The sequence below is a fragment of the Bradyrhizobium sp. USDA3010 genome, from assembly GCF_056429065.1.
Window position 1 is genome coordinate 1 of the sequence record NZ_JBWJZD010000034.1, and the last position, 13,933, is coordinate 13,933.

13 protein-coding genes are annotated in these 13,933 nt (G+C 65.0%); 7 read left to right on the forward strand and 6 right to left on the reverse strand.

Annotation, left to right across the window (positions count from 1 at the left end; all coding sequences use genetic code 11):
* Positions 1 to 145: 145 nt before the first annotated feature.
* Positions 146 to 907 (reverse strand): SDR family oxidoreductase, encoded by a 762-nt coding sequence (locus AC066Y_RS34770; RefSeq protein WP_478277814.1) that lies wholly within the window; start codon positions 905 to 907, stop codon positions 146 to 148.
* Positions 908 to 993: 86 nt separating this feature from the next.
* Between AC066Y_RS34770 and AC066Y_RS34775 the strand changes: the two genes are divergently transcribed.
* The gene (locus AC066Y_RS34775) at positions 994 to 2,523 is read left to right on the forward strand and encodes a malonate--CoA ligase (protein ID WP_478277815.1); all 1,530 of its coding nucleotides are present in this window, start codon (positions 994 to 996) and stop codon (positions 2,521 to 2,523) included.
* Between the two features lie 26 nt (positions 2,524 to 2,549).
* Complete coding sequence (locus tag AC066Y_RS34780) at positions 2,550 to 3,047, forward strand: hypothetical protein (protein ID WP_478277816.1); 498 nt, start codon at positions 2,550 to 2,552, stop codon at positions 3,045 to 3,047.
* Between the two features lie 7 nt (positions 3,048 to 3,054).
* Here the strand turns inward: AC066Y_RS34780 and AC066Y_RS34785 are convergent, their stop codons facing one another.
* Together AC066Y_RS34785 and AC066Y_RS34790 are read right to left on the reverse strand one after the other, a co-directional pair.
* A complete protein-coding gene (locus AC066Y_RS34785; RefSeq protein ID WP_478277817.1) occupies positions 3,055 to 3,915 on the reverse strand; it encodes a sulfite exporter TauE/SafE family protein in 861 nt (286 codons plus the stop codon).
* Positions 3,916 to 3,926: 11 nt separating this feature from the next.
* Entirely contained in the window at positions 3,927 to 4,175 is a 249-nt protein-coding gene (locus AC066Y_RS34790; protein WP_478277818.1) for a hypothetical protein, read from the reverse strand.
* Positions 4,176 to 4,279: 104 nt separating this feature from the next.
* Between AC066Y_RS34790 and AC066Y_RS34795 the strand changes: the two genes are divergently transcribed.
* The 5 genes from AC066Y_RS34795 to AC066Y_RS34815 all read left to right on the forward strand — a co-directional run bounded on the left by AC066Y_RS34795 (position 4,280) and on the right by AC066Y_RS34815 (position 8,866).
* Positions 4,280 to 5,200, forward strand: coding sequence for a LysR family transcriptional regulator (locus AC066Y_RS34795; protein ID WP_478277819.1), 921 nt, complete (start codon positions 4,280 to 4,282; stop codon positions 5,198 to 5,200).
* Positions 5,201 to 5,429: 229 nt separating this feature from the next.
* Positions 5,430 to 5,828: a succinate dehydrogenase, cytochrome b556 subunit gene (sdhC, locus tag AC066Y_RS34800; RefSeq protein ID WP_092121389.1), complete on the forward strand. Its 399-nt coding sequence runs from the start codon at positions 5,430 to 5,432 to the stop codon at positions 5,826 to 5,828.
* A 14-nt stretch (positions 5,829 to 5,842) separates the two neighbouring features.
* A complete protein-coding gene (gene sdhD, locus AC066Y_RS34805; protein WP_083992366.1) occupies positions 5,843 to 6,217 on the forward strand; it encodes a succinate dehydrogenase, hydrophobic membrane anchor protein in 375 nt (124 codons plus the stop codon).
* Positions 6,218 to 6,220: 3 nt separating this feature from the next.
* Positions 6,221 to 8,062: a succinate dehydrogenase flavoprotein subunit gene (gene sdhA / locus AC066Y_RS34810; RefSeq protein ID WP_478277820.1), complete on the forward strand. Its 1,842-nt coding sequence runs from the start codon at positions 6,221 to 6,223 to the stop codon at positions 8,060 to 8,062.
* Between the two features lie 18 nt (positions 8,063 to 8,080).
* The gene (locus AC066Y_RS34815; protein ID WP_478277821.1) at positions 8,081 to 8,866 is read left to right on the forward strand and encodes a succinate dehydrogenase iron-sulfur subunit; all 786 of its coding nucleotides are present in this window, start codon (positions 8,081 to 8,083) and stop codon (positions 8,864 to 8,866) included.
* 28 nt (positions 8,867 to 8,894) lie between these two features.
* Here AC066Y_RS34815 and AC066Y_RS34820 read toward each other — a convergent pair whose 3' ends face one another.
* The 3 genes from AC066Y_RS34820 to AC066Y_RS34830 form a co-directional block, all read right to left on the reverse strand.
* Positions 8,895 to 11,645, reverse strand: coding sequence for a bifunctional acetate--CoA ligase family protein/GNAT family N-acetyltransferase (locus tag AC066Y_RS34820; protein ID WP_478277822.1), 2,751 nt, complete (start codon positions 11,643 to 11,645; stop codon positions 8,895 to 8,897).
* Between the two features lie 113 nt (positions 11,646 to 11,758).
* Entirely contained in the window at positions 11,759 to 13,633 is a 1,875-nt protein-coding gene (feoB, locus tag AC066Y_RS34825; RefSeq protein WP_478277823.1) for a ferrous iron transporter B, read from the reverse strand.
* On the reverse strand, positions 13,630 to 13,917 hold the full coding sequence (locus tag AC066Y_RS34830; RefSeq protein WP_173639959.1) for a FeoA family protein: 288 nt from the start codon (positions 13,915 to 13,917) through the stop codon (positions 13,630 to 13,632). The genes feoB and AC066Y_RS34830 overlap by 4 nt, the downstream gene beginning before the upstream one ends.
* Positions 13,918 to 13,933: the final 16 nt, after the last annotated feature.

Below are 13,933 nucleotides of genomic sequence, written 5' to 3' on the forward strand. Positions count from 1 at the left end.
CTCAGCGCCTCAACGATACCCCACGCAAATGCCTGGACTTCAAGACACCCGCCGAGGCATTCTCCAAGCTCAAATCAATCGTTGCACTTCAAACGTGACTCCATCTCCCTGCTTTCGCAGGGACGACCCGTTGAGGAAGTTGGGCCTAATCCCGGTTCGTCGGCGTCTGAATGAAGCCGCGGTTATGCGTCGGGCTGATAAGGATCTCGTTCATGCAGACCCGCGCCGGCATGCTGGCGACGAAGGCGATGGTGCGGCCGCAATCTTCCGGCTGCAGCATCCTGGCCTGCTCGGCCTCGCTCGGCACCACCGGCCGCTGCTTCAGGATCGGCGTCGCCACCTCGCCCGGCGACAGGCAGCAGGCGCGCAGGCCGTTGACGCATTCGTCCATGTTGAAGGAATGGGTCAGCGCCAGCACCGCGTGCTTGGTCGTGGTGTAGGCCGGGCCCGGCATCTTCGAGACGTGGCGGCCCGCCCAGGAGGCGACGTTGATGATGCAGCCATCCTGCTGCTTGCGCATCGTCGGCAGCACCGCGCGCATGCAATAGAGCACGCCGTTGAGGTTGACCTCGACCAGCTTGTCCCAGCCTTCCAGCTCCATGTCGGCCCAGCTGCGCTTCGGCACGTTGATGCCGGCGCTGTTGACCAGCAGGTCGATGCGGCCGTGCTTGGCGACGATCGCCTCGGCGGCCTTGTTGACGTCGGCCTTGTTGCTGACATCGAGCGGGATCGCCTCGGCCTTGCCGCCCTTCTTCGTGATGCTGGCCACCACGCGGTCGAGCTCCTCCTTGCGGCGGCCGGAGACCACCACCGTCCAGCCGTCCGCAGCCAGGAATTCCGCCCCGGATTCGCCGATTCCGGTGCCGCCGCCGGTGACCCAGGCCACGCGTTTCCCATTATTTGTCATGCAAACTGTCTCCGTTGCTTTCCGAAGGGCGTTTTTGCTAATCCAGCCAGAACCTTCCGGCGCTTTCGCCCCTCAGGGGATGTTGCATGAACACGACCACCAACGCCAACCTGTTTTCCCGCCTGTTCGACGGCCTCGACGACCCCAATCGGCTGGCGATCGAGCAGCTCGACGGCAGCCGCATCTCCTATGGCGACCTGATCGCCCGCGCAGGCCAGATGGCGAACGTACTGGTGGAACGCGGGGTCAAGCCGGGCGACCGCGTCGCGGCGCAGACCGAGAAATCGGTTTCGGCCCTGGTGCTCTATCTCGCCACCGTGCGCGCCGGCGGCGTCTATCTGCCGCTCAACACCGCCTATACGCTGAACGAGCTCGAATACTTCATCACTGATGCCGAGCCGGCGCTGGTGGTCTGCGATCCTTCCAAGCTGGAGGGCATCAAGGCGATCGCCGCCAAGGTGGGCGCCAAAGTCGAGACGCTCGACCCGACCGGCAAAGGCTCGCTGACCGAGGCCGCCGACAAGGCACTGAGGGAATTCGTCACCGTGCCGCGCGGCAATGACGACCTCGCCGCGATCCTCTACACGTCGGGCACAACCGGCCGCTCCAAGGGCGCGATGCTGTCGCACGACAATCTGGCGTCGAACTCGTATTCGCTGGTCGACTACTGGCGCTTCACCGACAAGGACGTGCTGATCCACGCGCTGCCGATCTATCACACCCACGGCCTGTTCGTGGCGAGCAACGTGACGCTGTTCTCGCGCGCCTCGATGATCTTCCTGCCGAAGTTCGATCCGGACGCGATCCTGAAGCTGATGGCCCGCGCCACCGTGATGATGGGCGTGCCGACCTTCTACACCCGCCTGTTGCAGAACCCCGGCCTGAACAAGGACGCGACCAGGCACATGCGGCTGTTCATCTCGGGCTCCGCGCCGCTGCTCGCCGACACCCATCGCGAATGGTCTGATCGCACCGGCCACGCGGTGCTCGAGCGCTACGGCATGACCGAGACCAACATGAACACTTCCAACCCCTATGACGGCGACCGCGTGCCCGGCGCGGTCGGCTTCGCGCTGCCCGGCGTCTCGGTGCGGGTCACCGATCCCGAGACCGGCAAGGAGCTTGCGCGCGAGACCATCGGCATGATCGAGGTCAAGGGCCCGAACGTGTTCCAGGGCTACTGGCGCATGCCGGAGAAGACCAAGGCCGAATTCCGCGGCGACGGCTTCTTCATCACCGGCGACCTCGGCAAGATCGACGCCAAGGGCTATGTCCACATCCTCGGCCGCGGCAAGGATCTCGTGATCTCCGGCGGCTTCAACGTCTACCCGAAGGAAATCGAGAGCGAGATCGACGCCATGCCCGGCGTGATCGAATCCGCCGTGATCGGCGTGCCGCATGCCGATTTCGGCGAAGGCGTCACCGCCGTTCTGGTCTGCAGCAAGGGCGCCGATATCAGCGAGGCCTCGGTGCTGAAGGCGCTCGACGGGCGGCTCGCCAAATTCAAGATGCCCAAGCGCGTCTTCGTCGTCGACGAATTGCCGCGCAATGCGATGGGCAAGGTGCAGAAGAACGTTCTGCGGGATACGTACAAGAATATCTATTCGAAGGCTTGAGGAAAGAGGGATTTCGCGAGGGAACGATGAACCGCGAGTATGCCGAGAGGATTTGTCTACAAATCTTCGATGCTTTGGACGCAATGTACGAGGCTGAGATGGCCATTGCAGGACTCGGCAAGCAGGAACGGACCCGATTCCATCATTCGGTTCAAGAGGTCATTGCGGACCTCGAGGACAAGCTTCTCCTTCCGATTTGCGAACAATATCCGGACTTGCTGCCACCCACCGAGGAGCGAAAGCCAAGCATACTCTTCAGCGAGCTGGCATGGAGCGAGGTGAAGCTTCCGTCTTCAGTGACCGAAGATCAGCTCGACGAGGTCATCTTGTCGCTTCTGACGCCGCGGTGGCGGAAGGTCGTGTGGTTCGTGACCATTGCAGAAGAACGCTACAAGGAGCTTGGCTGGGCGATCAGTCATGAAGCGACCGCGGCGCGCCTGAAGGTGCTCTCCGATATGGATCGTATCGAAGGGGTCGGCGACATGCGGTACTGGCGCAACAGCGAGGTCCGGTTGAAGGACTAAGCTGCGGCTAATGTCCGCCGAGAAGGCTGATCACAAATCGTCCGCCGACAAAGAAGAGATATGCCCCGAACGCCACCTCCAGCGCCCGCTTCGACAGTGCGTGCGCAACCTTTACGCCGAGCGGCGCGGTGACGAGCGTGGTCGGCATCACCAGCAGCGCGCCGATCAGCGAGACGTAGCCGAGCGCGAACGGCAGTTGCAGCGCGGCGACGTCGGGAAAGCGCGCGGCGGCGGGCCAGCCGGCATAAACGTAACCCAGCGCGCCGGGGATCGAGATCAGCACCGCGAGCGCGGACGACGTCGCGACCGCCTGATGGATCGGCCGGCCGTAGAAGGTCATCAAGAGATTAGCGAACAGGCCGCCGCCGATGCCCATCAGCGTCGACAGCAGGCCGACGAAGAAGCCGTAGATGCGCATCAGAAAGCCCTTCGGCACGTCGTCGCCGAACTTCCAGGTCTCGCGCGCCAATAGCAGCCGTGCCGCCGCCGACCACGCCACCACGACGAACACGATCTTGAACAGCCGCTCCGGCGCGAACCGCGCGGTGACGCTGCCAGCGGCGACGCCGATCACGATCGGCAGCCACCAGCGTTTCAGGATCTCCATGTCGACCGCGCCGCGGCGATAATGGGCGCGAAACGAGCTCAGCGAAGTCGGGATGATGATCGCGAGCGAGGTGCCGATGCAGAGCGGCATCCGCACTTCGAGCGGTACGCCGGCGAGACGAAAGCATTCGTAGAACACCGGCACCAGGATCGCGCCGCCGCCGATGCCGAACAGCCCGGCGAGAAAGCCAGATAGCGCCCCGACCGCAATCAGCAGCAGTGCGAGTTCGAACAATTCCTTGGGATCGAGGCCGGCCATCATCCTTCCCGTGGTCAGGAGGCGTTCGCGTCAGACCGGTCGGCCAGCCACAACGTGACCAACGCTGCCAGCGGAGCCGCTGCCGCAATCAAAGCAAAGCGAAGTGGGGTGGAATGCGCTGCGCCCTGCATCAGCAACGCCAGCACGTCGACTAGCAGCCCGGCGCACGAGAAAACAAGCAGGATGACCGGATCGTCGGCGCTGATCTGGCCGGCAGTTCTGCGCCGTTCGAGGGAATTTGGATGGAGGGAAGTTGAGGCCATGTCGCGCTCCTCGGATCGTGGAGCGGGCAGACTAGACCCTTCTCAAATGTGTGAGTATTACTCCAGATGAGCAGGCTCTCTTGCGAAATGCGGAAGGATCGAGCTTGGACCAGCTTGCGGCGATGGCGGCCTTTGTCCGCGCAGTCGAGACCGGCAGCCTGTCGGCGGCGGCGCGGTCGCTGCCGAGCTCGCTGACCTCGGTCAGCCGCCAGATCAGCGCACTTGAAGAGCATTTCGGCACCCGCCTGCTGCTGCGCACCACCCGCCAGCTCGCGCTGACCGATGACGGGCGCATTCTCTATGAGCGCGCCAAATCGGTTCTCGGCGAGGTCAGGGAGATCGAGGCGGCGCTGGCGCGCGACCCGCATCAGCCGTCGGGCCGGATTCGGCTGAGTTCGCCGAGCCTGATCGGGCGGCTCGTGATCGCACCATTGCTGGTCGAGTTTCTGCGCCGCTATCCGGCAGTTGCCGTCGACCTGCTGTTGATCGACCGCGCCGTCGATATGGTCGAGGAGGATATCCATCTCGCGGTCCGCATCGGCCGCTTGCGCGATTCGCAGCTCGTTGCACGCAAGCTCACCGATCTGCAGATGATCGTGTGCGCATCACCTGACTATCTCGCACGGCGCGGTGAGCCGCGGACGCCGGACGATCTTGCCGAGCATGACTGCCTGGTGTTTTCCGATTCGCCAGGGAGCGCGGAGTGGCGCTTTGCCGACGGCTCGAAGACGGGTCGCAAATTCCGCATATCCGGTCGGCTCTGGATGAATAGCCTCGAGGCCCTGGTCAACGCAGCGCGGGAGGGCGCGGGCATCGTCCGTGTGCCATCGTGGCAGGTGCAGTCCGATCTCGCGAGCGGCCGCCTGCAACGCCTGCTGATCGATCATGAGCCGGCCCCGACACCGCTGCATCTGATGCTTCAGCCGTCCCGCCTCGCATCGCCTAAGATCAGGGCATTCGTCGATTATCTGGTGGAACAATGGGGTAAAATCGATGCCGTCCGGACCCCGTCCGCGCGCCGTTGAATTCGCCGATCGATCTTCAGGATTTCGGATTCATTTTTTAGTTCACTTGGTCTTGCATCTGGTATACCACACTGCGGATCAATCAGAATTCGGCAACTCTAACAATGAACTTCGGTTCGACCGAAGGCTATTTGGCCGTTGCGCGGGCTGATCCGACTCCGTAAATAGAACTCCTCTACCGCGTTCCCCGATGGGCCGGCCGCGGTCCCTCACAACATAAAGCCCGCCGATGACCGCCAGGATCGAACGACCGCTTTCACCCCATTTGCAGACCTACCGGTGGACGCTGACGATGGCGCTGTCCATCGTCCACCGCGCCACAGGTGTGGCGCTCTATTTCGGCACCCTGCTGCTCGCCTGGTGGCTGATCGCAGCCGCCTCCGGTCCGACCGCCTACGCCAATGTCCAAGCCTTCACCGGCAGCGCGATCGGCAAGCTGATCGTGTTCGGCTACACATGGGCGCTGATGCACCATCTGTGCAGCGGCATCCGGCATTTCGTCTGGGACCTCGGCTACGGCTTCAAGGCCAATGAGCGCGAAGCCCTGACCTGGGGCGCGCTGGTCGCCGGCATCGTGCTGACCGTGCTGGTCTGGATCATTGCCTACGCGGTTGGAGGTGGACGATGAGCGGCCCCTCTTCGATGCGCACGCCGCTAGAGCGCGTCCGCGGCCTCGGCTCGGCGCATACCGGCACGGGCGATTTCTGGCGCCAGCGCCTCACCGCGGTTGCGATGACGCTCCTGATCGTTCCCGTGATCGTCGTGGTGATCATGCTGATCGGCCGCAATCATGCCGGCGCCGCACAGATCCTCGGCTCGATCCCGATCGCCATCATCCTGCTGCTCTTCATCGTCGCCAGCACCTGGCACATGAAGATCGGCATGCAGGTCGTGATCGAGGACTACATCCATAACGAGAAGCTGAAGATCGCCAGCGTGATGGCGAACAACTTCTTCTGCGTCGCGGTCGCGTTGGCCTCGATCTACGCAATCCTCAAATTGTCGTCGGGAGTATAACCCATGGCCGGTGAAGGAAACGGCAAGGCCACCAACGGCAGTGGCCCGGCCACCAATGGCAAGGCCTACCCGATCCAGGACCACACCTACGACGTCGTCGTGGTCGGCGCCGGCGGCGCGGGCCTGCGCGCCGTGGTCGGCTGCTCGGAAGCGGGCCTGCGCACCGCCTGCATCACCAAGGTGTTCCCGACCCGCTCGCACACCGTTGCGGCGCAGGGCGGCATCTCTGCCTCGCTCGGCAACATGCATCCCGACGACTGGCGCTGGCACATGTACGACACCGTGAAGGGGTCGGACTGGCTCGGCGACCAGGACGCGATCGAATACATGGTGCGCAACGCGCCCGACGCGGTCTACGAGCTGGAGCATTGGGGCGTCCCGTTCTCGCGCACCGAGGACGGCAAGATCTATCAGCGCCCGTTCGGCGGCATGACGCTGGACTACGGCAAGGGCCAGGCGCAGCGCACCTGCGCCGCGGCCGACCGCACCGGTCACGCCATGCTGCACACGATGTATGGCCAGTCGCTGCGCCACGCGGCCGAGTTCTTCATCGAATTCTTCGCCATCGACCTGATCATGGACGACCAGGGCGTCTGCCGCGGCGTGATCGCGCTCAAGCTCGACGACGGCACGCTGCATCGCTTCCGCGCCCAGACCACGATCCTGGCGACCGGCGGCTATGGCCGCGCCTATGCGTCCTGCACCTCTGCACACACCTGCACCGGCGACGGCGGCGGCATGGTGCTGCGCGCCGGGCTGCCGCTGCAGGACATGGAGTTCGTCCAGTTCCATCCGACCGGCATCTACGGCTCGGGCTGCCTCGTCACCGAAGGCGCCCGCGGCGAAGGCGGCTATCTCGTCAACTCCGAAGGCGAGCGCTTCATGGAGCGTTACGCGCCATCGGCCAAGGACCTCGCCTCGCGCGACGTCGTCTCGCGCGCGATGACGATCGAAATCCGCGAAGGCCGCGGCGTCGGCAAGAAGAAAGATCACATCTTCCTGCACCTCGATCACCTCGATCCGAAGGTGCTGCATGAGCGGCTGCCGGGCATCTCCGAATCGGCGAAGATTTTCGCCAATGTCGACGTCACCCGCGAGCCGATCCCGATCGTGCCGACCGTGCACTACAACATGGGCGGCATCGCCACCAACTATCACGCCGAGGTGCTGACCAAGCGCAACGGCGACGACAATTCGGTGGTGCCGGGCCTGATGGCGATCGGCGAAGCCGCCTGCGTCTCGGTGCATGGCGCCAACCGCCTCGGCTCCAACTCGCTGATCGATCTCGTGGTGTTCGGCCGCGCCGCCGCGCTGCGCCTTGCCGACAAGTTGACGGCGAACGCCAAGCAGCCGGAGCTGCCGAAGGATTCGGCCGACCGCGCACTCGGCCGGCTTGATCACTTCCGCTACGCCTCCGGCGGCACGCCGACCGCGAAGCTGCGCGACAGCATGCAGCATGTGATGCAGAACAATTGCGCCGTGTTCCGCACCGGCGACGTGCTGCAGGAAGGCCAGAACCTGATCCACAAGGTCTATGGCGGCGTCGGTGACATCTCGGTGTCGGACCGCTCGCTGGTGTGGAATTCCGACCTGATCGAGACGCTGGAATTCGACAATCTGATCGTGCAGGCGGTCGTGACGATGGAATCGGCCGCCAACCGCACCGAAAGCCGGGGCGCGCATGCACGCGAAGACTTCTCTGCCCGCGACGACAAGAACTGGATGAAGCACACGCTGACCTGGATCGATCCGGCCGGCAAGACCGCGATCGATTATCGTCCCGTCCACGACTACACGATGACCAATGATGTGCAGTACATCCCGCCGAAGGCGCGGGTCTACTGAGAACGAAGGCGAGCAAGCATGGTTGAATTCGCACTTCCCAAGAATTCGAAGATTTCCGGCGGCAAGACCTGGCCGAAGCCGGCCGGTGCCTCCGAGACGCGCGAATTCCGGGTGTATCGCTGGAACCCGGATGACGGCAAGAATCCGAGCGTCGACACCTATTATGTCGACACCAATGATTGCGGTCCGATGGTGCTGGACGGCCTGATCTGGATCAAGAACCACATCGACCCGACGCTGACCTTCCGCCGCTCCTGCCGCGAAGGCGTCTGCGGCTCCTGCGCGATGAACATCGACGGCCAAAACACGCTGGCCTGCACCAAGTCGATGCACGACGTGGGCGCCGGAGGCGCGGTGAAGGTCAATCCGCTGCCGCACCAGCCGGTCGTGAAGGATCTCGTCCCCGACCTCACCAATTTCTACGCCCAATATGCCTCGATCGAGCCGTGGCTGAAGACCACGACGCCGACGCCGCAGAAGGAGTGGAGGCAGAGCCACGAGGACCGCGAGAAGCTCGACGGTCTCTACGAGTGCATCCTGTGTGCCTGCTGCTCGACCTCCTGCCCGAGCTACTGGTGGAACAGCGAGCGCTTCCTCGGTCCCGCCGCGCTGCTGCAGGCGACGCGCTGGGTCACCGATTCCCGCGATGAAGCGACCGGCGAGCGGCTCGACAATCTCGAGGATCCGTTCCGCCTCTATCGCTGCCACACCATCATGAATTGCGCCAAGGCGTGTCCGAAAGGCCTCAACCCCTCGGAAGCGATCGCCGAGCTCAAGTTCAAGATGGTCGAACGCCAGATCTGATCCGACACAGCCGCGGCTGGCGCTGTGATCAGCGGCCAGCCGCCGCGGGCCGGATCAGAATATCGGCGCCGACCGCATCGACGGCAGGTCGATCGAGGTCGAGCACGACATCGACGATGCTGTGATCCTCCGGATCCATCGTCACAGTGAAGCCGAGATCGCGGCACATCCCGATCATCGTGGTGTTCTCGGTCAGCACCTGGCCGGACAGACGCTTCAATCCCTCCGACCGCGCATAGTGGATCAGGAGCTGCATCAGCGCCCAGCCAAGCCCTTTGCCCTTGAGATCGGACTGCAGCAGGATCGCATATTCGGCGTTCTGGTACAGCGAGTCCGAGTGCAGCCGGACCGCTCCCATCATTTCGCCGGTCGCCGAATCGAGCGCCACAAAGGCCATCGCGCGCGCATAGTCGAGCTGGGTCAGGCGCGCGATGAAGGCGTGCGAGAATTCCTTCATCGCGTGGAAGAAGCGCAGCCTGAGGTCTTCGGCCGTGACGCGCTTGAAGAACTCGGCGACCATCGGCTCGTCCTCCGGCCGCATCGGGCGCACCGTGACGCGCGAGCCGTCGCGTAACGCCAGCTCGCCCTCCCATTGCGACGGATAGGGCCTTACTGCTAGTCTGGTTTGACCGGCGAACAGCCGTGCCGGCTTGCGAATCGCCACCCGCGCATCGAGCGCGAGGACGCCGGTCTCGTCTGCCAGCATCGGATTGATATCGAGCTCGGCGACCTCGGGAATGTCGGCCGCCATCTGCGCCAGCTTGACCAGGGTGAGCGGCACCAGTTCGGCCGGGACGGCCGGCACATCGCCATAGCCGCCGAGCAGCCGCGAGACGCGCGTCCGCCCGACCAGCTCATGGGCGAGATTCATGTCGAGCGGCGGCAGCGCCACCGCCTTGTCATTGATCACCTCGACCGCAGGGCCGCCGCGGCCGAATACCATCACCGGGCCGAAGGTCGGATCGTCGGCGATGCCGAGGATCAGTTCGCGCGCCGCACGCCGCACGATCATCGGCTGGATCGTGACGCCTTGCAGCGTCGCATCCGGCCGCGCGCTTCGGGCGCGTTCGAGCACCGTCCTTGCCGCTTCGACGACGCTGTCCTTGGTGCGCAGGTCGAGGATCACGCCGCCGACTTCGGACGCGTGCCTGATGTCGCGCGAGAACACCCGGACCACGATCGCGTGCCCCCCGGCGAGGAACGGCAGCGCCTTCTCGGCGGCGTCCTCGGCGCTGTCAGCGACGACCGTCGTCACGATCGGAATGCGATAGGCCTCGAACAGGGCGACGATCTCGGCGGGATCGAGCCAGGCGCGCCCTTCCGACAACGCCTTCACAACCACATGCCGCGCCGCGGCCGTCTCCGGCGTGAACACCGATGCGACGCCCGGCGGGGTCGCGGCGAGCGCCGTGGAGGCCTCGCGATAGCGCACCAGATACATGAAGGCGCGCACCGCATCGTCCTCGGTCGGGAAATGCGGGATGCGGGCCGCCTCGAAGATCGCGCCGGTGCGCTCGTCGGCGCCGACCCACGCCGCAAGCACCAGTGCCGCGACCGCGCTTCGTTTGGTCCTGCGGTCACGCACGCATTGCGCCACCGCCTCGGCAATGCCCTCGGCCGGCGCCACCGCGGTTTCCACGTTCGCGACCAGCACCGCGTCGTTGTTGGCGTCATCGAGCAGCGCGTTGAGCGCCACGACGTAACGGGCGGCATCGGCATCGCCTGCGATGTCGACGGGATTGGCTGACGACCAGCCCTGCGGCAGCAACTCGTTGAGCCGCGCGATGGTCTGCGGCAGCAGCGTCGCGGGAACGCCGCCGAGCTCGGCCAGCCGATCTGTGGCGAGGATGCCGAGCCCGCCGCCATTGGTCAGGATCGCAAGCCGGTTGCCGCGCGGCACGAAGCCGCGGCCGAGCAGCTCTGCGCAATCGAACAATTGGCGAAGATCGTAGACGCGCAGCATGCCGGCGCGGCGGAAGGCGGCGTCATAGACCGCATCGGAGCCGGCCAGCGCGCCGGTGTGGGTCGCGGCGGCCTTTGCCCCCTCCGCCATCCGCCCCGATTTGACGACCACGACCGGCTTCATGCGGGCCGCGGCGCGCGCCGCCGACATGAACTTGCGCGCGTCCTTGACCGCTTCGAGGTAGATCAGGATCGCGCTGGTATGATCGTCGAGCGCGAAATAATCCAAGAGGTCGGCGACGTCGACATCGAGCTGGTCGCCGATCGACGCGATGCCGGAGAAGCCGAGCCGCCGCTCCGCCGCCCACTCGATCATCGCCGACGCGACCGCGCCGGACTGCGAGATCAGCGCGACATGGCCCTCGGACGGTTGATGCGAGGCGAAGCTCGCGTTGAGCTTCGCGCGCGGCACCATGACGCCGAGGCAGTTCGGCCCGACCAGGCGCATGCCGTGCCGCCGCGCCGTCTGCTCCACGATCTCCGCGAGCGAACCTGCGCCATGACCGAGACCGGCCGACAGGATCGCGGCGCCGGCAACGCCGGCGAGCCCCGCCTCCGCCACGATCTCCGGAATCGCGGCCGCCGGTGCGCTGATGACGATGAGGTCCGGAACAAACGGAAGCGACTTCAGCTCGGCAACGGTCGGCTCGCCATCAACATCCGCATAGTGCCGGTTGACGACGCCCAGTCTGCCGGCGAAGCCGCTCGCCTTGAGGTTTCGCAGCACCGCCGCGCCGAGCGACGACGGCCGCGGGCTGCCGCCGACGATGGCGACGCTTCGAGGCGAAAATACCCGCTCCAGGCCGAACGTCGACATTGCGTGGTCTCGCAGGGAACCCGTGGATGCGCGAGAGGCGCCCCCGAACGAACTCTACTTCGTTGCCCGCCCGGTTGCACCCATTGCCGCCGCGACAGAACGCGACGGCCCCGCTAATGCAGCCCCAGCGCCTGCGCCAAATTGAAGGTCAGGAAGCTCGCGACATAGGCCAGCGCAAGCATGTACAGGAACGTCACCACCATCCACTTCGCGCCGCCGGTCTCACGGCGGATCACCGCGAGCGTCGAGGCGCATTGCGGGGCGAAGATGTACCAGACCAGCATCGACAATGCGGTCGCCAGCGACCATTTCTGTGCCAGCACCTGGCCGATCTGCTCGGCCGCCTCCTTGCCGCCCTCGATCGAATAGACGGTGCCGAGCGCCGCGACCGCGACCTCGCGCGCCGCCATGCCCGGGATCAGCGCCACCGCGATCTGCCAGTTGAAGCCGATCGGTCGCAGCAGCGGCTCGAGCGCATGGCCGATCATCGCCGCAAAGCTGTAGTTGATCGCGGGCCCCTCGGCGCCGGCGGGCGCGGTCGGGAACGAGGCCAGGAACCAGATCAGCACCATCATCGAGAGGATCGTGGTGCCGGCGCGATACAGGAACATCTTCGCGCGATTGAGCACGCCGATCGCGATGCTGCGCAGCCGCGGCACCTTGTAGTCGGGCAATTCCAGCATGAACGGCGCCGGGGCGTGGTCGCGCCAGAGAAAGAACTTTGCGATTGCCGAGACCGTCAGCGCGCTGGTGATGCCGGCGGCATAGAGACCGAACATCACGAGCCCCTGCAGATTGACGAAGCCCCACAGCGTGGTCGACGGAACGAAGGCCGAGATGATCAGCGTATAGACCGGAATCCGCGCCGAGCACGTCATCAGCGGCGCGATCAGGATCGTGGTCAGGCGGTCGCGGCGATTGTCGATCACCCGCGTCGCCATGATGCCGGGGATGGCGCAGGCAAAACTCGACAGCAGCGGAATGAAGGCGCGGCCGTGCAGCCCGGCGCCGCCCATGATGCGGTCCATCAGGAACGCGGCGCGCGCCATGTAGCCGAAATCTTCCAGCAGCAGGATGAACAGGAAGATGATGATGATCTGCGGCAGGAACACGATGACGCTGCCGACGCCCGAGATGAGACCGTTCTGCAGGAAGCTCTGCAACAGGCTCCAGCTTTCCGGCAGCAAATCGTGGATCAGCTGCCCAAGCGCGGAGAAGCCGTCCGACAGCAATTCCATCGCCGGCTGCGCCCAGGTGAACACCGCCTGGAACATCACGAACAGGATCACGGCCAGGATCATGAGACCCCAGACCGGATGCAACACGACCGAATCGATCCGGTTGGTCAGCGTGTCGGGCTTGGTCGGCAGCGTTACGGCTGCGGCGATGATGCGGTCCGCCTCGCGCTGCGCCGCCTTGAGGTCGGCAATCGTCGGCGCCGCCCACTCGCTGGCCGCCGCCTCATGCGATCGCGCCAGGAATTCGTCGGTCCGCTTCAAGAGCTCGTCGACACCGCCCTTGCGGACCGCGACCGAGGTCACGATCGGCAGGCCGAGCTCCTGCGACATGCGATCGAGATCGATCGTGACGCCGCGGCGCCTCGCGATATCGATCATGTTGAGCACGAGCATCATCGGCCGGCCGACGCGCTTCAGCTCGAGCACCAGCCGCAAGGTCAGCCGCAGATTGGTGGCGTCCGCGACGCAGAGCACGAGATCGGGCACAGCCTCGCCGTCGAAGCGGCCGAGCACGATGTCGCGGGTGATTTCCTCGTCCGGGCTGCGGCCGCGCAGCGAATAGGTGCCGGGCAGGTCGAGCACCGTCACGCTGCGGCCCTCCGGCGTGACGAAGCCGCCGGATTTGCGTTCGACCGTGACGCCGGGATAATTGGCGACCTTCTGGCTGCTGCCGGTCAACCGGTTGAACAGCGACGTCTTGCCGGTGTTCGGCGCACCGACCAGCGCCAGGCGCAGGGATGCAGTTGTCATTCGACGATCACGGCCATGGCTTCGCTCCGGCGCAGCGCGATCGTGATGTTGTCGACGCGCACCGCGATCGGATCCCGCCGGATCGTGCCTTCATGCAGGATTTCCACGCGTGCACCCTCGACAAATCCCATCTCCACCAGGCGCTGCTCGAGCTCCTGCGGAGAGAGCGATGAACCCGTCACGAGCGCATCGAGCCTGATGATTTTTCCGACAAAACCGCGATCCGCATGTCCGAGCCGGATGTCCCGTAAGTTATCCTGGGAGGAGTTTGGATCGCCTGTCATGCGGCCTGTGTTTCAG

What these genes read in the sequence shown, in the direction of transcription:
- AC066Y_RS34785 (WP_478277817.1), bottom strand. Translation starts at nt 3,915, where the DNA reads ATGATGGCCGGCCTCGATCCCAAGGAATTGTTCGAACTCGCACTGCTG.
- AC066Y_RS34815 (WP_478277821.1), top strand. Translation starts at nt 8,081, where the DNA reads ATGGTTGAATTCGCACTTCCCAAGAATTCGAAGATTTCCGGCGGCAAG.
- feoB (WP_478277823.1), bottom strand. Translation starts at nt 13,633, where the DNA reads ATGACAACTGCATCCCTGCGCCTGGCGCTGGTCGGTGCGCCGAACACC.
- AC066Y_RS34770 (WP_478277814.1), bottom strand. Translation starts at nt 907, where the DNA reads ATGACAAATAATGGGAAACGCGTGGCCTGGGTCACCGGCGGCGGCACC.
- AC066Y_RS34780 (WP_478277816.1), top strand. Translation starts at nt 2,550, where the DNA reads ATGAACCGCGAGTATGCCGAGAGGATTTGTCTACAAATCTTCGATGCT.
- sdhC (WP_092121389.1), top strand. Translation starts at nt 5,430, where the DNA reads ATGACCGCCAGGATCGAACGACCGCTTTCACCCCATTTGCAGACCTAC.
- AC066Y_RS34830 (WP_173639959.1), bottom strand. Translation starts at nt 13,917, where the DNA reads ATGACAGGCGATCCAAACTCCTCCCAGGATAACTTACGGGACATCCGG.
- AC066Y_RS34820 (WP_478277822.1), bottom strand. Translation starts at nt 11,645, where the DNA reads ATGTCGACGTTCGGCCTGGAGCGGGTATTTTCGCCTCGAAGCGTCGCC.
- AC066Y_RS34775 (WP_478277815.1), top strand. Translation starts at nt 994, where the DNA reads ATGAACACGACCACCAACGCCAACCTGTTTTCCCGCCTGTTCGACGGC.
- AC066Y_RS34790 (WP_478277818.1), bottom strand. Translation starts at nt 4,175, where the DNA reads ATGGCCTCAACTTCCCTCCATCCAAATTCCCTCGAACGGCGCAGAACT.
- sdhD (WP_083992366.1), top strand. Translation starts at nt 5,843, where the DNA reads ATGCGCACGCCGCTAGAGCGCGTCCGCGGCCTCGGCTCGGCGCATACC.
- sdhA (WP_478277820.1), top strand. Translation starts at nt 6,221, where the DNA reads ATGGCCGGTGAAGGAAACGGCAAGGCCACCAACGGCAGTGGCCCGGCC.